Source organism: Pseudomonas sp. S1_E05, assembly GCF_056337105.1.
Window position 1 is genome coordinate 2,910,840 of record NZ_JBFRHM010000001.1, and the last position, 21,171, is coordinate 2,932,010.

Here is a 21,171-nt window from a genome sequence, read left to right on the forward strand (position 1 = left end):
CCTCACTTGTATCGGGAGGCAGCCTTGTTCCTGGAAAGATTTGGCGCCATTACATAACGCGCAGCGACGAAGGCGTCCCAATCAGCAACATTCGGCAACGAAGGAATCGTGATCAACTCGCCCTGGTCCAAACCTGCCAGCGCCGCATCGACCATCTCTTCCACCTCCATGACCATGTCTGCCGGAATGTGGCTCGCGTCAATACCAGAACGCTCCCAGATTTCGGTGCGCGTCACGCCTGGCAATACTGCTTGCACCTTGACACCGGTGCCATCGAGCTCGGCGTTCAGTGACTGCGAAAGGCTCAGCACATAAGCCTTGCTCGCACTGTAGGTAGCGTTGAAGCGTTCTGGAAACAAAGCCACCACAGAAGCAATGTTGATGATCGTGCCTCGACCAGCCTTGGCGAAATTCGCAGCTGCCGCTGAGGCCAGGAGCGTCAGAGTCGTGACGTTCAACTGAATGAGCCGCTCCAGTTGATCAAGGTCGGTATTGGCGAGCAATCCATCCGCCGCGACGCCCGCGTTGTTCAGCAACAAGCTGATACTGGAGTCGCTGCGCAAACGTTGTTCAACTTTCAGCACGTCGTCTTTTTGGGTCAGGTCGGCTTTCAATACCTCGACCTGAACGCCATGCCTTGATCTGAGCTTGTGAGCTGCGGCGTCCATTCGCTGTTGATCACGAGCCACCAGCAATAAATCAAAACCGCGCGCTGCTAGGCGCTCAGCGTAGAAGGCGCCGATGCCTGACGAAGCGCCAGTGACGACAGCTATGCCCTGAAACTGGGGAGAATTCATGACCGTGCTCCTGAAGATGCGTGAAAGAAAACATATGATCGCTGGCCCAGCTGCCTGCGGAGAACGCTATCATTATAGGCATAATTTAATTTGCATATGATAGCTGTAATTTTCTCAATGCAGACGAAAGGCGCGCTTAGCACCCATGCGAGATTGCAAAAAGCCGGTCAATGACCGGCCTTATGGCGCAGGGTTACTAGCTTAGTTCGCCTCGAGCTTCTCGCGATTCTTATCTAGGATGGCTTTGCCTATTCCCTTGACTTCGAGCAGCTCGTCCACTGAGGAGAAAGGACCATTGGCATCACGGTAGGCAACGATCGCCTGAGCTTTGGCCTCCCCCACTCCAGCCAGCTCTTGTTGCAATGTCGAGGCGTCGGCTTGATTCACGTCGACTTTTTCGGACAAGGTCTTGGATGAAATCTCCATGACAAGGGGAGCGTTGACCGTTTCGGGTTTATTGGAGGGTGCAGCGAAAGCCGTAGCACCACAGACAGTGGCGAGCAGAACCAGCATGAGCGACTGGAAGTAGTTTGTACGCATAATTGAAGCTCCATGGCATTGATTTGAGAACGCAGCTTTTCCCAAGCTGCTCCTCAAATTTAGGTGATGGGTGGAGCCTGTCAAAAATGCGTAGGTTACCGATTGTGTGAAATATGGGCTCTCAATTTTCCGGATCACTGACGGAAATCCGACCCCATCCTCTTAGTGGCGCAGGTCGGGAGCTAGGCTCGCTAATGCCAACCGCTTGAACTCAAAGGGGTGAGCCGATTTTCGCCACACAAACCTTTTATGTGGATTTTCCTTTGGTGCTTGATGATCTTTTCCCGCAAACTATCACCGCATAAAATGGGGACACCACAGGGGGAGGGTCTAGTGACTCACATCGACCGGATCGAGGAAAACGACTCGATGAAGTGTACACAGTGAAGAAAATTGCAATTCTTCAATCAAACTATATTCCCTGGAAGGGATATTTTGACATGATCGCGGCCGTGGATGAGTTCATCATTTATGATGATATGCAATACACGAAAAACGATTGGCGAAATCGCAATCGTATTAAGACCCCGAACGGACTTGAATGGTTAACCGTACCGACCGGTCAGAATATCAGTCGACGCATCAGGGATGTCCAGATACCCGATTACCGCTGGCAGATAAAACACTGGAAAACGCTAACTTCCAACTATGGTAAATCTCGGTATTTTCGCGAGGTCGCTGCGTGGCTCGAACCACTGTACTTGAATCAGCAACACACCAATCTCAGCGAACTCAACTGCGCGTTCATTCAATCTATTTGCAACTACTTGAACATCAATACAAAAGTCACTTATTCCTGGGACTACACATTGACAGAGGGAAAGTCAGAGCGACTGGTTGAGTTATGTGCTCAAGCTGCGGCGAGCGAATATATTTCAGGCCCTGCGGCAAAAGGCTATTTGGACAAGAATGTTTTTTCTGACCGGGGAATAAAAGTAACCTGGTTTGACTACTCCGGCTATCAGGACCACCCTCAGTTGTGGGGAGACTTCACACATGAGGTATCGATTCTGGATCTGCTGTTCAATTGCGGGGAATCCGCTAAAAATTATATGAAGCATACAAATCCGTGAAACTTTCAATTATTGCCACTCTATACAAGTCCAGCATGTTTCTGGAAGAATTTTGCCAACGTACCATTGCCGCTGCGCGACAAAATGCTGGCGATAATTTCGAAATCATCTTGGTAAATGATGGTTCTCCTGACACATCGCTGCAATTGGCTTTGAGCCTGCAGAGTCAGCATCCGAGCATCAAAGTCGTAGATTTATCCCGAAATTTTGGCCACCATGCCGCGATAGTTGCAGGACTGGAACTGAGTACGGGAGAGCGAGTCCTTCTGATGGACTGTGACCTGGAAGAGCAACCTGAGTGGCTAGAGCTGTTTTCCGAAACAATGGACCATACAAATGCGGATGTCGTTTATGGAGTGCAGCAACAAAGAACGGCGTCCCGTACATCAAACTTCTTCGGAGAGATTTTCTGGTCCGCGCTGAATTTCATGTCAAGCGTCAGGATTCCCCATAATCCGATGACATGTCGATTAATGACAAGAAGGTATGTTGAAGCACTTCTGACCGTCCAGGACCGGGTGCTCTACCTAGCAGGGACATTTGCTTGGGCAGGCTTTTCCCAAGTCGCGATCCCCTTGATAAAAACCCCGCGGATCGCACTGCAAAAATCGAGCTACAACTTGTCACGCAAGCTCGTGCAGGTCGCTGATTCGTTTGCTTCGTTCAGTGTTGCTCCCCTGATGGTGCTATTCTTGACGGGGTTACTGATATGGCTAGGATCTATTGTATTCGCACTCGGAATTTTTGTTGAAAAATTATTGTTTCCCGAGACCGTGCTGTCTGGATTTACCTCCATTATGATTTCAATTTGGTTTTTGGGAGGTACCATAATACTTGGCACGGGCATTATTGGACTCTATATTGCGAAAATATTCCAAGAAGCCAAGCGACGCCCCTTATATATAGTTCGCAAGACCTATGGACACGAAAATGAGCAATAAATTCGACGAGTTCATCGAGGCTATGTGCACCGTAGCGATTGAGCACCTAGAGTTAAGTTGCGCACTCCTCTTCGAAGCGCAGATAGACGCACCGTGATCGCCGGGAGATTGACTCAGTACGCGAGGTTTTTAAGGGAACAGCATCAGGTATAGTCAGCGAAAAATGGCTCTGACGGGGTTCACATCAAATTTCCGTGAACCTTTCAATGGGAACGAGTATTGGCGGAAAAAGTGCACTTCAAAATTGGATGGATTGACCGTACGGTCGTACAATTAATGAAATACGGGATCATTGGAATCTCCACTAATGGCGTTGGCTACCTGCTTTATCTCGCTACGACACATCTCGGCGTAAGCCCGAAATGGTCCATGACCATGTTGTACGTGGTTGGCGCGACTATCGGCTTCATCGGGAACAGTCGTTTGACATTTGCGTACAAAGGAAGCATTTTAGGGTCGGGGACCCGATATATTTTGGTGCATATAGCTGGATACCTTTTAAACTTGGGTATACTAGTCATATTTGTTGACCTGTTAGGTTACCCACATCAGATCATCCAGGCCGCAGCTATCTTTGCGGTTGCTGCTTTTCTTTTCATCATGTTCAAATTTTTTGTATTTCGGAGCATCCAGGAATGACTGCTGCACGCACTCCTTTCCCTGAAGAAACCTTCGCAGCACTTGCGGCAGCCGAAGCCGGCCATTGGTGGTTCCGTGCGCGCAATCGGGTGCTTTTATGGGCCCTCGTTTCACGTGTTGGTCACTTCGATAGCTTTCTGGAAATCGGTTGCGGCACCGGGTTTGTTTTGGAGGGGATCAGTAAAGCCTATCCAAAAGCAGATATTTACGGCTCGGAATATTTCGAAGAAGGCCTTCTGCATGCCCGAAAGAGAATGCCTTCTGCCACTTTTTCCCAATTAGACGCTACAAAAATGACTGATAGTGAACGCTACGACGTCATTGGAGCGTTTGATGTTATCGAGCATATCGAGCAAGATCAGTTAGTAATTAACAACTTAAGCAATGCGCTGAAAACAGGCGGCTCATTATTGATTTCCGTTCCTCAACACCGCTGGCTCTGGTCAGAAGTCGATGAATACGCTTGCCATGTACGTCGCTATACCCGCTCGGAACTAACCGAGAAGATTCAATCTTCGGGCCTTCACGTTGAATACGCAACCTCCTTCGTGAGTTTTCTTGTACCATTAATGTGGCTGTCGCGACTCAGGGCACGGACCAGCGATTACGATCCCATGGCCGAATTCAAGATCCCGGCCGGGTTAAATTACTCTCTGGAAAAGATCATGAAGTTAGAGCTCGGCCTGCTGAAACTGGGAATACGTATTCCAGTTGGCGGCTCACTTCTAATGGTCGCGAGAAAAAAATAATTGCTTTACCGCATTTGAAACAACTAGCGCTTATTGCCATTGAGACAATATGCATGAACCTTGCAAGGATTCATTTTAGCCACCACGCGACATGAGTGAATTCCCCTAAGCCTGCGTTGCAAGTTCAGCATAGAGCATCCGGCGATGGCTTACCTCAAGCGCTGTCATCGCCGGATTCAAATGCTGGCCGCATAAGGCTCATGCGCTGCTTCTCTTGAAATGGTGGTCGCGTGGCAAAAAGCAGATTGTTCTTTCCGACGAAATTTGGAAAAATGCAATCGTCTTGACCTCCCACTAAATACCACTTCACTAATCACCGGAACGCCACGCTAGAGCGACTGACTCCATGAAAGCCAGGAGTTTGCTAGCCAGAGCCCATTCCCACATCTCCGGCTACAGGTAGGTCTACCAGTACATCAACAACACCCTGTTATCGATGTACTGAAGGGCAACTCACCTCAGTGCGGCCTGACTAACGATTTTTGAGAATACAGCCTTTTAGCTCTGTATTAGTCGACTAGTTTATAGGGGCACTGCCTCGCTGGAGCTCAGATCCACCCATTCTTTTTTGCTAAGAATACGGGATTTGTAAGCGATTTTGGGGGCGAGGCGCGACCATAGACCCTCTCCATCTTCAGCCTTTAGATCCAGTTGTACTATGGCAACGGCCTCCTCAGCACTGCGGACATGTTTGCCCGACTTATACTGAGTTACGAAAAACTTATCAAAATCACCCTTAGCGTATTTACTTACTTCCCCCAACTCCAAACCGAACCGACGGTCATCCCCCAACGCGCGCGCCAACAAACCGTTCCACTCATAAAAACGATATGTGCGGCCGAAAGCACCCAGGTCTTTGGTTCGATCTTTAATTAATATAAGGTTGGCTTCAGAAACTACGGGATCTTTCCTGAACTCATCAAGGAGAATAAGCTGCTTTTGCCAATCAATATAGAAATGATAATATCCGCTCACCCCATAACTAATGCATGCTGATAAAACAATAGAAAGCGAGATAACTTTAAAAAATTTAGGAAGAAGCATTAGCCCTGCAGAAACTAACAAAGCAGCGCCTAGCGGCATTAGAAGTTGATATCTTGACGTCCAATCTGAGAACGTCGGGGTATAGCCTAAAATCCAATAAGGCAAACAAGCGAGAACACTAGCCATGCCCCCAAGCGCCAGATACCACAAATGCGAAAGGGTGTTCTGCTTTTTTCCATTCGAGGAAAATAATTTCCACAATAAAAAAAACACAAGCGGAAAAAGTGCTAGAACGACACTACTATTAAAGTGCAAATCAAAAATATCTCTAATCTGAGCCGCGACCATACTGGGAATCACCTTCAGACTATAGCTCTGGTTATATCCTGCATAAAAACCCTCTGGCCGATAGAACATGAACTTCGCCCCAAAAAACAGGAACGGAATAACCATTAATTCCCAGCGTGCCAACGCGACTTTAATCAACGTCGAAAGAGAATGACGCTCGGAAGAGCGATACCACAGATCGAGTATCGGCAACACGTAAAAAACAAGTAGCGAGTTTGTATTAAAGCTTAGAAAAAAAGAATGGCGGACAAAACTCGATATCGATCAATAGCCAGCCATGCGCCGAAAAACATCACATAGCAGGCTGTATAAGGAAAGTCGATTAGCGGCACACGCGCCATATTAAATGGAAGCAGCAAAAACAGAAGGATGACACACCAGCGTGTTTGACATCCAAACGTGCCATTTCTCTTGAGCACTTCGTTGAGGAAAAGACCCGCCACCGCCATTAGTACAAACGTCAAAAACTTATAACTCCACACCCCCATACTGACAAAACCGACATGTAGATAGCCAACCAAATTAAACATGGCGCCTGCTTGCTGGAAGATATTCAGTATTGTTTCACTGGAAGAATCAACAACGACCCAGTCGTCGAAATATACCGCATCAGAAATGAAGAATATGCCGACGTGCATTAGTGAGTACAGAAAAGCTGCTAAGACAATGAATTTTTGTTCAGCACTAAAATGTATTTTTTCAAAAAACGCCAAGATCTTTCCTTTTCATTCGGCAGCGAAAGACAGAAATGTTCTGTCAACAACTTAGTTATGAACCACTCGCCAGTGCTGAGACAACGCACATCCTCACTGTATCCCCATTCAGGCACACGTTACAAACCTGATCTGCTTACAGATTAGCCATATTGACCCGCAATCGCTTTAGATAACGTAGAGAAGCAAAATGGCCATGGATGTAGCCCAAATCACCATCACGACCTGCGAAAATTAGCGGTGAAACAGTCAAACAGACACGATATTAAACTGTCGTAGAGAGTTCCGAATATCATCAGTTGTACACACGCTTAACGCAGGTGAGTATCAGGTTCCAGACGGTGTTGCTGATATATCCAGTCAACAATCTCGCCTTCTGGCGAATAGCCGCTGACAGTATCACGCAGCAGCTGTCTAACCCGCGTGTAATCGTCTTTCTCAACCGCTGTAACTAACTCGTCCAATTTCGCTTTCAATACGTCCCATGGCAAATAATCTTCGTGAGCGCTCATAATCATTGGATGCTGGGTCGCCACGACGTTATCGCCAATGAGCAATTCTTCGTAAAGCTTCTCCCCCGGACGAAGCCCCGTAAACTCGATGGCCATATCTCCATGTATATTTCTTTCTGAACGAACGCTTAGTCCAGATAGATGAATCATTTTCTCTGCCAGTTCGACAATTTTAACTGGTTCGCCCATGTCCAATACAAAAACATCCCCACCGAGGCCGATAGACCCAGCCTGAATAACCAACTGAGCGGCTTCGGGGATAGTCATGAAGTAACGAGTGATCTTGGGGTGCGTAACTGTCAATGGCCCGCCAGACTTGATTTGCTGGTGAAACAGAGGGATAACCGAGCCAGAGGAGCCTAATACGTTCCCAAAACGCACCATAGTGAAGCGAGTTTTATTCACCCGGGATATGTTGGAAGTGTCGCCGAATAGAACCGGAGCGATTTCCCTACTGAGCGCTTGCAAAACCAATTCCGCCAGGCGCTTCGTACTTCCCATAACATTTGTCGGGCGAACCGCTTTGTCAGTGGAGATCAGCACGAAATTCGCTACACCAGCTTGCAAAGCTGCCTGGGCAGTATTCAGCGTACCAATTACGTTGTTCAGTACACCCTCGGCTATGTTGTGTTCAACCATAGGCACATGTTTATAGGCGGCCGCGTGGTATACGGTATCCACACTCCACGTTTTCATAACTTCGAGTAATTTTTTCGGATTGCGGACGGATCCAAGAATTGGTAGGAGCTTTATTGACAACGACTCTCGATCTACACGTTGCTCAAGCTCTGACAGAATGTTGTAAAGATTGAACTCACTATGATCGAAAAGCAAAAGCGTCGTAGGTCGTAAAACCAAAATCTGTCGACAGAGTTCTGAGCCGATTGAACCTCCGGCACCGGTTACCAGCACAGACTTTCCTCTAATACAGTGCTCCAGCAACTCAGCTTGTGCAGGCACAGAATCCCGTCCGAGCAAGTCGGCGATGTCCACTTCCTGAATGTCATCGACCTTAACCCGGCCGCTTGCCAAGTCCATGAATCCCGGAATGCTACGTACATGAAGCGGGAAGCCTTCCAGGAAACTGAGAATCTCACGACGTCGACCACGATTAGACGAAGGAATCGCAAGAAGAATTTCTTGAGCTCCCGTGGCGTCGATCATCTGTTGGATATGCTTCGGCTCATAGACCTGTAACCCAGAAATAACCCGGTCAGCAATGGTGCTGTCATCGTCGATAAATGCTACCGGGCGCATGGCTCGTCCCATGCGTAGTGCCGCAACAAGTTGGTTACCCGCAGCACCGGCGCCATAGATAGCTACTTTCGGTAAACCATCATCCCGATTAGTAAAGGGGACATGCTGAGCAGCAGTAAACCAATCGCCTAAAAAATACTGACGCATCGCCAAGCGCAGTCCCCCGATCATTATCAGACTCAACCACCAGTAATTGAAGATAATGGAGCGGGGAACCACACGCTGATGGTTGCTGTACACATATACCACTAGTGCCAATATCAGTGCCGACAAACTGACGGCCTTGATGATAGCAATCAGGGCGTCATTCCCAAAGTAGCGCATGACGGCACGGTACATTCCGAAACGGATGAAAAGTGGGATTGCGACCAAGGGTGCGCTGAGAAATAACCACAGATGCTGCGAGAACGGGTCGATTAATTCATCTATACCTAAACGGACGATAAACGCCATCCACAAGGCTGCCCAGACCAGAACCACGTCGGTGGTCAACTGTATAATACGCTTATACCGGCGGGACAATCCCAACAAGAAAGCTCGCAAATTATCCATAAAATCCTCCGAACACCCGTCTTTCTCCCTGCGCCTTCGATTGCTGATAGATTAAATACGTAAGACCAAAATACCCGAGCTCATCAACTAATATCAGCTTTCCAGTTCGCGAGACCCAGCGTTAAATTTGACCGCCAGAAAAATCAACGGTACGTATGAAATTATCACCCCTGTAAACCCATCCAGCCCCAAAAGAATGACGCAAAGGGCTACGGGCAAAAGCCAAAAGAGATCAATTGCACCGATGGCAAGGGTTACCGGCAGGTGCTTGCCATACCTGCGAGAGGCAAACTGATAAGCATGACTGCGATGGGCCTCGTAGACCTTATCTCCCCTGAACATGCGACGAACCAATGTAAACGTTGCGTCGACGATAAAGACGCCGAGCAAAATCAACCAAGCCCAAAATAGCTGTGAAGAAGACCACGCAGCTTGCAGAGAAATAATGCCAAGCACAACCCCGAGAAAACCGCTCCCAGCGTCGCCCATGAAAATACGCGCAGGGGGGAAATTCCAGAACAGAAAGCCTGCGACCGAGACGGCGAGTGTCAACGGAAGCCAGATCATACTGTCGACATTGCCCAACCAATATAACAAGCAGGCACTCAGACAGACACAGATCGCCTCGACACTGGCGACTCCATCAATGCCGTCCATGAAATTATAAAGATTGAGCATCCACACGAGATATACAGCCGCTAGGATATGCCCCGAAAGTCCGAGATCCACACCCGCTCCGAAGACGATCAGCGGCGGTAACCCTCCGATCCAGAAAAGCGCCCATATCGCGGCGCTGAAGTGTCCAAGGAGGCGCCATCGTGCCGGGATGTGCTTGTGATCATCCATGAACCCTACGACAGCCACCAAAGCGCCGGCTCCAGCGAGCGCAACCAGCATTTGCCAAGACACCTGTTCGCCCCCCGCCAAAAATGGTAACGCGGCGAGAAATGCCAGGACGATCGCGACACCGCCTCCTCGAGGAGTAGGCATCGAATGTGAACTCCGATTATTCGGAACATCAATAATGCTTTTAGCCAGCGCGTATCTGCGAAGGAATGCAGTCAACACAAATGAAAACGCAGCAATAACTGGAATCATCCAACCGTAGTTCATTATTTTTGATGTTCCCGAAAGTGCAACGCGGTTGCTTTGAGAGCTGCATTTAAGCTAACTGGAGGTGCCCAGCCTAAAAGCGAACGAGTCTTGGATATATCTACTTGCAAGGATCCACAGAGGCGTTGAGAAAGCGCTCTTTTACCCAGCAAACCAGCACCGACTTGCAGTACCCAGCTTGGAACCGGCACAAGGCGTGCCGGAACATTCAAAGCTTGCGACATTTTCTTCAGCAGCATGGTCGTAGACAAATCCTCGCCATCGCTAACCAGGAACGTCTGATTAGCGGCGGCTGGATGTTCAACGCAAGTCAGGACCAAGTCTACCAAGTTGTCAATTGACACCAGACTGCGCCGGTTGCGAATAGCGCCGAATGGCAGGGGAATGCCCTTATCCAACCAACGCATCATATTCAAAAAATTAGCTTTGACACCAGGACCGTAAACCAGCACGGGACGAATAATCACAACGTCGCGCCCCGTCTCTGCGGCCAACTCGCGCAAGGCTATCTCAGCCTCCATCTTGGATACACCGTAAGGATCTGCGGGCGATGGAAGGTCATCTGCCTCATACGGTTGGGACTCAGCGGTACCCTCACCATTTACCTTTATGGAACTGATGTAGATAAAGCGACTGACGCCAGCGGCAAATGCTTGGCGGGCGAGATTGATGGTGCCCTCCACGTTGACTTTGCGAAAAGCAGACAGTGGGTCTCTTTCTGTGTCATTCATGACATGCACGCGAGCGGCAGAATGGATCACTACCCTCGTATGGGCAAAGCATCCCTCCCACGAAGTCGCTCCATCCAAAGTCGCAAAACGCACGGTATCGATCGTTTCAACAAGCGAGGGAGAATGGTCACGCAGCGCCGCCACTACAGGGTATTTATTTTCGCTGATTATGCGACGAAGAATCGCGCCACCGACAAACCCAGTAACCCCAGTCACTAAAACGGATTGCGCCATCACCTGGTCACCTTACGCAAAGTAGCAGCGCGGAACATATTTTCCAGCCGTTGCAACAGAACGGTTTTTGAATAGTTCGCTTCGTAATACCTTCTCCCCGCCAGGCCCATGAGTTTCAATTGCTCTGGCTCCGTCTTCGCTAGTGCCAATGCTATGCGTGCCAAACCTTCGGCATCACCTGACTGGCACGAGAGACCGGCACCAGATTCGTTGATGACCCGTGCGGCTTCGCCATTGATCATGCCAAGTAGCGGTCGCCCCGACGCCAAATAGGCCTGAACCTTACCAGGTATCGTTTTTTCGAAAACGTCATTCGTTTTGAGGGAAACAAGCAGCGCATCAGCATCAGCAAATAACGCGGGCATGGCCTCCAGCGGATGACGGCCCAGGATCAATACATTGCTCAGGCTTCTCGACTCGACCTGCTCAGTTAGCCATCCGCTCATGCGACCATCCCCAACAAAAACCCAGCGGATGGGCAACTCGTCGGTCAATATTTCAGCAGCATTAAGAACAGCTGGAAGATCCTGCGCTTCACCGAGGTTGCCGGCGAATACGATGGTGAAGACGGACTCGTCACGCGGCAACAAGTTCGAGCCGATGGACGCTGGGGACGAAAAGTCATCCTCAGCCCAACTAGGAAAATATTGCAAACGACTGGAGTCGATCTTTTTCGTACAGTATTTTTTAACGTTGTCGAAAAACCCGTGCGACTGCAATAGCAAATAATCGGCTCGGTTATAAATCCAAGATACCATTCGGCCAACCAAGGCAAGTGGTACTGAGTGTTTCACCACTCCCACAGCTTTGAGAGTCTCCGGCCAGAGGTCGAGAACCCAGATGAAAACCGGCGCCCTTTTCAATCTGCCAATTACCAACGCAGGAATAGCAGCCATGATAGGTGAAACGGCATAGACGAAAATAGCATCAAAATCTTTTTCCTCAGCTTAATCGGGCCTAAAAATGATGCACCGATAAAGAAAGACAAATAATTTAAAATCAAGCTAATACTTCGCTTACCACGTGGCACCAACGGAATCCTGATTATCTTCGCACCACCAAACTGTGTGAATTTAGCCGGGTCAGATGTATATGCATCGTAAATTTTTCCTTCTGGGTAGTTTGGCAATCCTGTAAGGACCGTTACGTCATGCCCTTTATCCACAAAGTCACGAACCAGATCGTTGATTCGCATATTTTCTGGCCAGAAGTACTGAGAGACGATCAAGATTCTTAAATTGTTATTGGACATTCCTGAATCTCGACTCAATACCGTTTCCAAACCACGCGATTTACATAATCAGTATAGCTGTGAACAATTCTGACCAATTTATCGGAAACATTTGGCATGCTGTAATCACCTACCAATCGGAGGCTTCGCAAATCACTACGATCTTGACTTTCCAGAATTTTTAATCCTTGCAGTACTCGCTCTACTTCCAGCCCGACCATCATTACGGCAGCTTCTTCCATGCCCTCAGGGCGCTCATGGGCCTCGCGAATATTGAGCGCCGGGAAATTCAAGATTGAAGACTCTTCGCTAATAGTACCGCTGTCTGACAAAACCGCCTTCGACTCAATTTGCAACTTGTTGTAATCCTTGAAGCCGAGCGGCTTGAGCAACCGAACATTCTCGTGAAAGGTCACCCCCATCGCGTCGACGCGTTTTTTGCGTTCGAGGATGTGTGGAAACGATAACCGGCAATCCATAATGAGCGGCGACGGAATTCAGCACGTCAACCAGCTTGAGGAAATTTTTATCCGAATCAATATTTTCTTCGCGATGTGCGCTGACTACAAAAAAATTACCGGAAGCCAGTGACAGACGCTCCAACACATCAGATGATTCAATGCCGTCCCGGAAATGGTTAAGAACCTCAAACATCGGACTGCCGGTTTTGATAACCATATCCGGATTTAGCCCCTCTCGCAGCAGATAATCGCGAGCGATGGTGCTATAGGTGAGATTGATATCCGCAGTATGGTCGACGATACGACGGTTAATCTCCTCTGGAACGCGCATATCAAAACAGCGATTTCCCGCCTCCATATGAAAAGTGGGTATCTTTCTCCGCTTTGCGGGGATCACCGCCATACAGCTGTTGGTGTCCCCAAGAACCAGGATGGCTTCAGGCGCAACTTCTGCAAGGACTCGGTCGACCGAAATAATCACGTTTCCGATAGTTTCAGCGCCGCTGGCACCAGCCGCGTTGAGAAAATGATCGGGCTTGCGAATGCCCAGATCCTGGAAAAAAATCTCGTTTAGTTCGTAGTCATAGTTTTGCCCGGTATGAACCAGTACGTGGTCACAGTGCTTGTCCAGCGCGGCCATGACCCGAGACAGACGAATGATCTCGGGTCGGGTGCCAACGACGGTGACAATCTTGAGTTTTTTCATTACCGCTCTCTTCATGGCTAGGTTTACGGCTGAGTGCCGACTGGAAGCGCGAAAGTGTCCGGCCTCTCGCGATCAAATACCTCGTTCGCCCATAGCATAACGATCATTTCCTCAGCTCCCACGTTGGTTACGTCATGGGTCCATCCAGGCACGGTTTCCACGATCTCAGGCTTGTCTCCCGTGGTAAATAACTCATAAAACTCACCAGACATAATATGGCGGAAGCGAAAACAGGCGTTCCCTTTGATCACCAGAAACTTTTCGGTCTTCGAGTGATGATAATGACCACCGCGCGTAATTCCCGGATGAGCAGTAAAGTAGGAGAACTGACCCGCGTCACGGGTCTTGAGCATCTCTACAAAAACACCGCGGGGATCACCATACTTGGGGACCTCATAAGTAAATTTTTTTGTCGGCAAATAACTCAGGTAGGTAGAATAAAGCGCTCGCACCAGTCCGGTACCGACAGGTTCGGTTACCATGGTATATCGGCTTTCACGAAATGCATGCAGTTGTACTGATAGCTCACCAACTGTGAGCGAATATTGCGGCTCTACCTTGATCAAGGTTTGACCGAGATAGCGTCCATCCATAACGGATAAAAACTTCTCGATAACATCATCTATATATACTAGGTTCACCAACGCGCCCGGGTCATTTATTTCAATAGGCAACCCATGGACGATATTGTGGCAAAAGGTCGCTACAACGGAGTTATAGTTTGGTTTTGCCCACTTGCCAAATACATTGGTAAGGCGAAAAAGATAAACAGCTGAACCATACTTATCCGAAAGCTCAGCTAAGGCTTTCTCCGCTTCTCTCTTGCTGTTGCCATATGCATTATCCAACTCAGCCTGAATTGAGGAGGTGTACAACAGTGGAATTTGACGGCCACTCGCTATGATTGCATCGGCTAAATCGTGTGTCAGGTTAGTGTTACCCGCCTTAAACTCCTCCGGATCTTGTGGTCGATTAACTCCGGCTAAATGAAAAATGAAATCCACTTCAGAAACCAGCGACCTCAATTGTTCAATACTGTCTTCCCGACAAAATGAGAAAATCTGGATGTCGCTCCGCACTCGAAGATGCGCAAGAAGGTTTTTCCCTACAAATCCGTTTGCACCGGTGACCAATACTTTCATGCCTTATTCCTCAGGAATAGCGTGTTCACCACGCTGAATTGCGAGCATGAAATCCAGTTTAAGAAGAAGATTTTTCATTCCCTCGACATCCAATCGTACCGTATTGTGCGAGTTGTAATCTTCCGTGCTGGAGATTTTTTCCTCACCTTGCTCAACATATTTACTGTAGTTGAGATCGCGCAGGTCTGGCGGAACGCGGTAATATTGGCCCATGTCTTCAGCACAGGCCATCTCCTCTCGACTGAGCAGCGCCTCGTAAAGCTTTTCACCATGTCGTGTGCCTATGATCTGAATAGGGTGCTCCGGCTTACCAAGCATCACGGTCAAGGTACGTGCAAGGGTCTCGACTGTCGCGGCTGGAGCTTTTTGCACGAACAAATCGCCATTATTGCCATGCTCAAAGGCGTACAAAACTAGATCTACTGCATCTGCCAACGTCATCATGAAGCGTGTCATGTTTGGGTCTGTAATCGATAACGGCAAGCCCGCCCGAATTTGCTCAATGAACAATGGTATAACGGACCCCCGCGACGCCATTACATTTCCATAGCGCGTGCCGCAAATAACTGTCTTGGTTTCATCGACGTTTCGCGACTTTGCAACCATCACCTTTTCCATCATTGCTTTGGAAATACCCATCGCATTAATAGGGTAAACAGCTTTATCAGTACTCAAACAAACCACTCGCTTGATTTCATTCTGAATAGCGGCTTCAAGAACGTTATCAGTACCGATGACGTTAGTTTTTACTGCCTCCATCGGGTGAAATTCGCAGGAAGGAACCTGCTTGAGTGCGGCCGCATGAAATATATAATCAACGCCTCGCGTTGCATTCAGGACGCTTTGATAATCTCGGACATCACCGATGTAAAACTTAAGTTTGGAATTGGCATAACGTTTACGCATGTCATCTTGCTTCTTTTCGTCCCGACTGAAAATACGAATTTCAGCAATGTCGGTCTCGAGAAAACGCTTTAGGACAGCATTCCCAAATGAACCTGTACCACCCGAGATGAGTAGTTTTCTTCCGCTAAACATAAGTTAAGTCCTGAATCAATGCGTGCGACGGCGAATGAATCATTCAGATCGCAATGCTGAATAAATAAGTTCGTCTTTCTGACGGCTCGACGGGTAACTGATCAATACGGCACGATAAGGCCCCTTAAATACAAAGAGGCTTCCCGCCGCGACGCCCACAACCCCACATGCAGCTACGACATCACGCATATCTTCAAGCGAACCCGCGCCACCCAGCACCGTGATGGGTATATGCACTGTTTCACGAAGCTTTCGCGCGAGGCTGACGTCGTAACCCTTCATCCGGCCATCATGCTCGATCGAATTTAATACAATCTCGCCTGCGCCAAGCTTCTCAACCTCGACCGCAACTTCCAATACGTTACGCTTCGTATTGCGTTTACCATTATGAGTCCAAACTTCGTGATTTTTACTAAGTAAACGGGGCTTGTAGTCCAGAACCACTACGACGCTCTGACTACCGATCTCCTCAGCAATCTGCGAAATAAGGTGGGGATTATCAAGGGCAGCTGAGCTGATAGCCACTTTTTCAACCCCCAGCGCAATTATCTTCTTAGCTTGATCAGCTGTCCGAATTCCACCGCCATAGCAAAGTGGCATACGGCATTCGGCGGCGAGATTGGCTATCTGCTTGTAATTGGGCTCTGCACCGGTAACAGTGGCGTCGATATCGATGACAATCAGTTCATCGGCTTCCTTTTCGTTAAATATTTTAACGGCATTGATAGGATCACCGACATACTTGGCATCTTTGAATTTGACCGTTTTGACCAAGCCACTTTCCTGGATCAAAAGGCACGGAATTATTCTCGGCCTCAGCATGTTATAGCTCCGCAAAATTTTTCAATAAGCCCACCCCAAAATGATGACTTTTTTCGGGGTGAAATTGGACGCCATATACATTTCCGGCCCTGACCGCGCAGCTGAAATCCAGACCATAAGAAGAAGTCGCAGCAACATGTTCTGGATCAACGCAATCAAAAAAGTATGAGTGAAGGAAATAAAAACGCGCTTCCGCTTCAAATCCCTTGAAGAGCGCTGAGCCTGTCGTCGGGCTAACATCGTTCCACCCCATATGAGGAAGAGCCAAATCCTTTAAATTGGGAATCGACTTGAAGGACCGAACGCTACCAGGCACCCACCCTAAGCCAGGTAAGGTACCCTCGTCACTGGAGTCGGCGAGAATTTGCATCCCAACGCAAATGCCAAGAACCGGGACTTTTCTACCTTGGACAAATTCCGTAAGTGCCGGTCGCATCCCCGATGCGTTCAAGCGCTCGATGGCATGATCGAATGCACCTACCCCGGGCAGAATGAGCTTTTGCGCCCCCTCAAAATCATCAACACACCTAGCAACCGCAACAGGAATGTGCAGTCGCTTGTACACATTCACGAAAGCTTGAATATTACCCAATCCATAATCAATGATCGTGATCATCTGAACAATCTTCTCTCCAGGCCAATAGCACTCATCACACGTGAACCGAGCCCAATCAAGAACCGTTTGCTCTTATAATTAGAGCAGGTTTTGTTTTCCCCATCAAATATCGCTTGCAACTCATCTACTGTAAGATCTAGCTTATTAGCCACGTATTCAAATTCAGACTTTAAAAATTGCTCATCCAACTCTGGCTTTGCAATCCGCGCAATTGCTGCATCGCGGGTCATTTGCCCCGTCATAATCAAGCTTGAAAAGTGCGCCCTTCGCTTTTCAAAGCCGAACTTTTTGGGCATCCAGAAGTCTTCATAAAACCGAGTAAACCGCGACTCGTGATGCTTATGTTGAAACTTCTTCCACCCGAACAAGTCACTTAGAAGGCTCTCAGCATCTTGCTTCACATATGGAATCAGGTTCAACGGCTTTACAACTTTCATTCCTAACAAGAATCGATAATAAAGTTTATAGGAAAGAATATCCACGATTGGGAAAGTTTTGAGTGCGCGTCGTCCAAACTTCGAGTGAATATCCTTGATGAGCCGCTTGTCTATACCGGGGTACCCACCCCACTCTTCCGGCTCTCGGCAACATTCCGTGGAAAAATTACCACCTGTTAAGATATATTTTATCTTGTGTGCTTTAGCAAACTTATAAAGTCCAGAGAAAAATGCGATATCCTGGGGAAGATCCTGATCGGAAATCTGCGCCTTGAGAAAGGCCACCTGCAGATCTTTCATCTCCTCCCAATTGATCACCTCAGTATAGAGGTCAAGCCCCAGCCCATCGACCAGCTTTTCGATATTCCCTACCGCCTGATCCGTATTCCAACCAGCATCTACGTGGAAGAGTAACGGTCGCAAACCCATTTTTTCTTTGGCTATATAGCTTACGTAGGAGCTATCCAGGCCCCCGCTCAGACCAATGATGCAATCAAAGTCACGACCCTGACCATCCTTCTTGATCTTTTCGCTCAGCTTCATGAGCTCAGCGTAGCCCCGCTCGTCAGGGTGCCAGTTTGGCTTGATGACCGAATCAAAATTCACGCAGTAATCGCACAATCCCTGGTCATTAAAATGGATATGTGGATCACTGCTATCCATGATGCAGCGAGAACACATTTGATACGTTTTATTGCTCATATCCACCCCAGAAAAAGAAAACCATGCTCACACCAATTTTTCACAAGCAAGCGCGTCCAATTTTGACTTGACTGACCCTAGAAGGCCAGCGGAAAAATCCTTGTCCTGATTCATGGAATGGAGCACCGCAGAAATGCCCGATGTAGAATACTCACTCACAAGTGTAGACGGGTAAGCAATCAGAAAGTCGACCTCGGGAAAACAGCTTCGACCTTCAATGACATGCCAGCCTTGTTTTCTTACTGAGTCACTGACACCGGCGGTTGGATGAGGCTTATAATAAAAACTTACGCTATATTCCCGGCTCAACTCTTTAAACATATAAATATGCAGAGCCTCACAAATTGGGTGCCCTACAAATAGAATACTGACTGCATTTTTAGATGAAAAGCGAGTGAGTTCAATTATGGGCTGAAAATAGTTGACTGCCACACCCTTGGCAATGCATCCAGCCGATAGAATATCCGTTGCAAAGATCGAACGGGATGATTCATCATAAACGAAAAGTTGCTTCACACTGGAAAGACGATGTGCAAGGCGGAATGGCAACCTTGCTTGGGTTTCATGTTCTGATAACGTCAACCCAGAAAGCGCCCCGTGCTGAACCATAACTAATGAGGCATTCTTTTCTGCGGCAACTCTATCTGCTAGGACAGCCCATCTATCGTAATGCTCGGCAATCACGAGCTTTTGTATACTGAGTTTCTCAAGCGCGATTCTGACGGCGAACCATCGAAATGCGGTATAGCTCTGTAAAATCCAGTTTTTCGTCTGTTTTCGATACACCAGCTTCTTGGACGCTGTTATTGCTAACTTGAAAGCACGTATAAAGTCTTTCGCACCGAGTAATGAGAAAATGTCGACATGTTGCCCACTAAGCTTTTGACGATTTACGGGCGCCCATGGAAATGTAATCCAGTACTTCGGCGCTAACCCAAGGATTGACGACTGCAAGATATCCCCAGCACGCGAAGAAAATGCCAGGGCGTAATCACCAGCATCAGCACTTGATCCTAATTGATCGCTGCATCGCAAGGAATGACGATAAAAAATAATCATCTCATACAAAAAATACAACGAAGCACCACCGAAGCGCCACGTTGTTTTGAACACACTCACAAGCAGTTTGAAGATTTTTCTATTCCCAGCGAATTTATTCAGGATCTTGGCGGGCCTCGGAACGTAATTTAACTGTTCTGGCAAAACGTTCGAAAGCGTATAGACACTGCAATCTATCGCGATTTCATTTTCCGTAGCCCGGATATATTCAACAATGAACCTCAATCCTTGTTCAGTCATTAACCAACCACCAACATAAATTCAAAATAAGAGTATGCATGCCCTACACCGCGCGCCAGGAAATAACCATTACTTACTTTATAGCGTCGTCTCAAGCATGGTTTTTTTTCTTAGCATTGCCCAGTAAGCAAAAGACTTCCAACCCAATATCAGCGTAAAAGCGACACACATACCTAACGGTATGGAGACCACCCCTACTTTATTACTAAAAAGATATGCAACTACCAGAAATGCAAAAAAACCTGCCACCTGACTATAGGAGATAGCCGTATCGTAACCGAAGGAATAGAGCCCTAAATGCGGAATCATGCTGACTGAATAGATGGCAATCGCCGCCAGCAGCCAATACAAGATACTGACATTTTCAGAATAGACAGAATTATTCAACCACTGTAAAACGAAGCCACTCACACCATAGCAAGCTAAAATAAGAAAAGCTGTAACACCAATAATATTAATGGTCAGATCTTTCATATCTTTCTTGAAACCAGACGTATCACCTTTTTTTGCGGAAGACACTAACTTCGGATAAAAAAACACAATCACACCCGCGTCTATAAAGGATAGAACGGCAGTTGCCATACCGACGTAAAGAACATACGCCCCCAAAACACTCAATCCAGATACACTTTCTACCCAATACCGATCAAAAGTAAATATTCCTCTTATTGCAAGACTTGCGATAAGCAACGGAATGGCAATTTTTATTCCTCTAGCAATCCAACTCCAGTTAACTGAGTCTTTCAATGAAGCCTTATCAAAGCTTAAGACTTTTTTGATCGCAATGGCGCAAGCAAAAAAACAACCGAGAACCCAACCTCCTAATACGAACTCTAAGTTACGTGACGCGGGATCGACCCACATCACAGCGACAACGACCAGGCACCAGGCGCCGCTTCTCAGGAACAACACTACACTGGCGAGCAACTGCTCCGAGACAGCCACTAATATCCGATTGAGTTCTTGGGCGATATGTTCAAGCAGTGCCAACGTGATAAACCAGTAAACATGCGTCCAAGGCAGCCATCCCTTGAAGAAAACAAATAGTGCGAATGGCAAGAATACGACGTACAAAATGATATAAAGAACCAACTGATCTCTGATCATCCCAAGCCAGCGCTTTGGTTCCTCACCGATCATTTCACGCGTCGAGAAATTATAGAACTCGAAGCCGACTACATAGAGTGCATACCCGACGGTCGCTGACAAAAGTCCAAATAAACCAACCTCGCCGGATACCAGAAATTTTGCCAGAAAAAAAATCAATATGAATTTGCTGACCAATGTCATACCGCGGAGAACGATATTGATACAACGGAATATATTTTCCTTCAGCATGTTACCAACTAGTATGATCATCACCATAGTTTATTTTAATTTACCAATGCATCACGCAACGATCGACTACCTTGCCACGTGACGCACAATTGCAACGCACTCATTACTACTGCCTCTACCTGTGCTTCAGGTCAAACACTGGAGTACTGAAGCATTGCAAAATTTTTATCGAATAACCTGCGGGCAATGCTTTCGC

The 21,171-nt window shown here is 47.7% G+C and carries 18 protein-coding genes and 2 pseudogenes; 4 read left to right on the plus strand and 16 right to left on the minus strand.

Annotated features, from left to right (window positions below; translation table 11 throughout):
* Window positions 1-2: 2 nt before the first annotated feature.
* Entirely contained in the window at window positions 3-797 is a 795-nt protein-coding gene (locus AB4N33_RS13410) for an SDR family NAD(P)-dependent oxidoreductase (RefSeq protein ID WP_460117015.1), read from the minus strand.
* A 201-nt stretch (window positions 798-998) separates the two neighbouring features.
* Window positions 999-1,337 carry a ComEA family DNA-binding protein gene (locus tag AB4N33_RS13415; protein WP_460117016.1) on the minus strand — a complete coding sequence of 113 codons (339 nt, stop codon included), beginning with the start codon at window positions 1,335-1,337 and terminating at the stop codon, window positions 999-1,001.
* Between the two features lie 383 nt (window positions 1,338-1,720).
* Here AB4N33_RS13415 and AB4N33_RS13420 point away from each other — a divergent pair, with 383 nt between their 5' ends.
* The 4 genes from AB4N33_RS13420 (at window position 1,721) to AB4N33_RS13435 (ending at window position 4,739) form a co-directional block, all read left to right on the plus strand.
* Window positions 1,721-2,410, plus strand: coding sequence for a WbqC family protein (locus tag AB4N33_RS13420; protein WP_460117017.1), 690 nt, complete (start codon window positions 1,721-1,723; stop codon window positions 2,408-2,410).
* Window positions 2,407-3,351 (plus strand): glycosyltransferase family 2 protein, encoded by a 945-nt coding sequence (locus tag AB4N33_RS13425; RefSeq protein ID WP_460117018.1) that lies wholly within the window; start codon window positions 2,407-2,409, stop codon window positions 3,349-3,351. The genes AB4N33_RS13420 and AB4N33_RS13425 overlap by 4 nt, the downstream gene beginning before the upstream one ends.
* Window positions 3,352-3,627: 276 nt before the next feature.
* Complete coding sequence (locus AB4N33_RS13430) at window positions 3,628-3,990, plus strand: GtrA family protein (protein ID WP_460126782.1); 363 nt, start codon at window positions 3,628-3,630, stop codon at window positions 3,988-3,990.
* The gene (locus tag AB4N33_RS13435; RefSeq protein ID WP_476457523.1) at window positions 3,987-4,739 is read left to right on the plus strand and encodes a class I SAM-dependent methyltransferase; all 753 of its coding nucleotides are present in this window, start codon (window positions 3,987-3,989) and stop codon (window positions 4,737-4,739) included. Before AB4N33_RS13430 ends, AB4N33_RS13435 begins: the two co-directional genes overlap by 4 nt.
* A gap of 522 nt (window positions 4,740-5,261) precedes the next feature.
* On the opposite strand, the gene AB4N33_RS13440 is transcribed toward AB4N33_RS13435, so the two are convergent.
* The 14 genes and pseudogenes from AB4N33_RS13440 to AB4N33_RS13505 all read right to left on the minus strand — a co-directional run bounded on the left by AB4N33_RS13440 (window position 5,262) and on the right by AB4N33_RS13505 (window position 20,975).
* Complete coding sequence (locus AB4N33_RS13440; RefSeq protein ID WP_476457524.1) at window positions 5,262-6,266, minus strand: hypothetical protein; 1,005 nt, start codon at window positions 6,264-6,266, stop codon at window positions 5,262-5,264.
* Between the two features lie 32 nt (window positions 6,267-6,298).
* Window positions 6,299-6,784: a hypothetical protein gene (locus AB4N33_RS13445; RefSeq protein ID WP_460117021.1), complete on the minus strand. Its 486-nt coding sequence runs from the start codon at window positions 6,782-6,784 to the stop codon at window positions 6,299-6,301.
* Between the two features lie 311 nt (window positions 6,785-7,095).
* Complete coding sequence (locus AB4N33_RS13450) at window positions 7,096-9,105, minus strand: polysaccharide biosynthesis protein (RefSeq protein ID WP_460117022.1); 2,010 nt, start codon at window positions 9,103-9,105, stop codon at window positions 7,096-7,098.
* Between the two features lie 93 nt (window positions 9,106-9,198).
* Complete coding sequence (locus tag AB4N33_RS13455; protein WP_460117023.1) at window positions 9,199-10,218, minus strand: MraY family glycosyltransferase; 1,020 nt, start codon at window positions 10,216-10,218, stop codon at window positions 9,199-9,201.
* A complete protein-coding gene (locus tag AB4N33_RS13460; RefSeq protein WP_476457525.1) occupies window positions 10,218-11,183 on the minus strand; it encodes a UDP-glucose 4-epimerase family protein in 966 nt (321 codons plus the stop codon). Before AB4N33_RS13460 ends, AB4N33_RS13455 begins: the two co-directional genes overlap by 1 nt.
* Window positions 11,183-12,435, minus strand: a pseudogene (locus AB4N33_RS13465) (glycosyltransferase family 4 protein). Before AB4N33_RS13465 ends, AB4N33_RS13460 begins: the two are co-directional and overlap by 1 nt.
* A gap of 14 nt (window positions 12,436-12,449) precedes the next feature.
* Window positions 12,450-13,581 (minus strand): annotated as a pseudogene (gene wecB, locus AB4N33_RS13470) (non-hydrolyzing UDP-N-acetylglucosamine 2-epimerase).
* 23 nt (window positions 13,582-13,604) lie between these two features.
* Window positions 13,605-14,723: a UDP-2-acetamido-2,6-beta-L-arabino-hexul-4-ose reductase gene (gene wbjC / locus AB4N33_RS13475; RefSeq protein ID WP_460117027.1), complete on the minus strand. Its 1,119-nt coding sequence runs from the start codon at window positions 14,721-14,723 to the stop codon at window positions 13,605-13,607.
* A gap of 3 nt (window positions 14,724-14,726) precedes the next feature.
* A complete protein-coding gene (locus AB4N33_RS13480; protein WP_460117028.1) occupies window positions 14,727-15,761 on the minus strand; it encodes a polysaccharide biosynthesis protein in 1,035 nt (344 codons plus the stop codon).
* A 39-nt stretch (window positions 15,762-15,800) separates the two neighbouring features.
* Window positions 15,801-16,583 (minus strand): AglZ/HisF2 family acetamidino modification protein, encoded by a 783-nt coding sequence (locus AB4N33_RS13485; protein WP_476457526.1) that lies wholly within the window; start codon window positions 16,581-16,583, stop codon window positions 15,801-15,803.
* A gap of 1 nt (window position 16,584) precedes the next feature.
* Window positions 16,585-17,199 (minus strand): imidazole glycerol phosphate synthase subunit HisH, encoded by a 615-nt coding sequence (gene hisH / locus AB4N33_RS13490; RefSeq protein WP_476457527.1) that lies wholly within the window; start codon window positions 17,197-17,199, stop codon window positions 16,585-16,587.
* Window positions 17,196-18,338 (minus strand): N-acetyl sugar amidotransferase, encoded by a 1,143-nt coding sequence (locus tag AB4N33_RS13495; RefSeq protein WP_476457528.1) that lies wholly within the window; start codon window positions 18,336-18,338, stop codon window positions 17,196-17,198. Before AB4N33_RS13495 ends, hisH begins: the two co-directional genes overlap by 4 nt.
* A gap of 27 nt (window positions 18,339-18,365) precedes the next feature.
* Complete coding sequence (locus AB4N33_RS13500; RefSeq protein WP_476457529.1) at window positions 18,366-19,637, minus strand: hypothetical protein; 1,272 nt, start codon at window positions 19,635-19,637, stop codon at window positions 18,366-18,368.
* A 78-nt stretch (window positions 19,638-19,715) separates the two neighbouring features.
* Window positions 19,716-20,975 carry a lipopolysaccharide biosynthesis protein gene (locus tag AB4N33_RS13505; protein ID WP_476457530.1) on the minus strand — a complete coding sequence of 420 codons (1,260 nt, stop codon included), beginning with the start codon at window positions 20,973-20,975 and terminating at the stop codon, window positions 19,716-19,718.
* Window positions 20,976-21,171: the final 196 nt, after the last annotated feature.

What these genes read in the sequence shown, in the direction of transcription:
- AB4N33_RS13410 (WP_460117015.1), bottom strand. Translation starts at nt 797, where the DNA reads ATGAATTCTCCCCAGTTTCAGGGCATAGCTGTCGTCACTGGCGCTTCG.
- AB4N33_RS13415 (WP_460117016.1), bottom strand. Translation starts at nt 1,337, where the DNA reads ATGCGTACAAACTACTTCCAGTCGCTCATGCTGGTTCTGCTCGCCACT.
- AB4N33_RS13430 (WP_460126782.1), top strand. Translation starts at nt 3,628, where the DNA reads ATGAAATACGGGATCATTGGAATCTCCACTAATGGCGTTGGCTACCTG.
- AB4N33_RS13435 (WP_476457523.1), top strand. Translation starts at nt 3,987, where the DNA reads ATGACTGCTGCACGCACTCCTTTCCCTGAAGAAACCTTCGCAGCACTT.
- AB4N33_RS13450 (WP_460117022.1), bottom strand. Translation starts at nt 9,105, where the DNA reads ATGGATAATTTGCGAGCTTTCTTGTTGGGATTGTCCCGCCGGTATAAG.
- AB4N33_RS13455 (WP_460117023.1), bottom strand. Translation starts at nt 10,218, where the DNA reads ATGAACTACGGTTGGATGATTCCAGTTATTGCTGCGTTTTCATTTGTG.
- AB4N33_RS13460 (WP_476457525.1), bottom strand. Translation starts at nt 11,183, where the DNA reads ATGGCGCAATCCGTTTTAGTGACTGGGGTTACTGGGTTTGTCGGTGGC.
- wbjC (WP_460117027.1), bottom strand. Translation starts at nt 14,723, where the DNA reads ATGAAAGTATTGGTCACCGGTGCAAACGGATTTGTAGGGAAAAACCTT.
- AB4N33_RS13480 (WP_460117028.1), bottom strand. Translation starts at nt 15,761, where the DNA reads ATGTTTAGCGGAAGAAAACTACTCATCTCGGGTGGTACAGGTTCATTT.
- AB4N33_RS13485 (WP_476457526.1), bottom strand. Translation starts at nt 16,583, where the DNA reads ATGCTGAGGCCGAGAATAATTCCGTGCCTTTTGATCCAGGAAAGTGGC.
- hisH (WP_476457527.1), bottom strand. Translation starts at nt 17,199, where the DNA reads ATGATCACGATCATTGATTATGGATTGGGTAATATTCAAGCTTTCGTG.
- AB4N33_RS13495 (WP_476457528.1), bottom strand. Translation starts at nt 18,338, where the DNA reads ATGAGCAATAAAACGTATCAAATGTGTTCTCGCTGCATCATGGATAGC.
- AB4N33_RS13500 (WP_476457529.1), bottom strand. Translation starts at nt 19,637, where the DNA reads ATGACTGAACAAGGATTGAGGTTCATTGTTGAATATATCCGGGCTACG.
- AB4N33_RS13505 (WP_476457530.1), bottom strand. Translation starts at nt 20,975, where the DNA reads ATGCTGAAGGAAAATATATTCCGTTGTATCAATATCGTTCTCCGCGGT.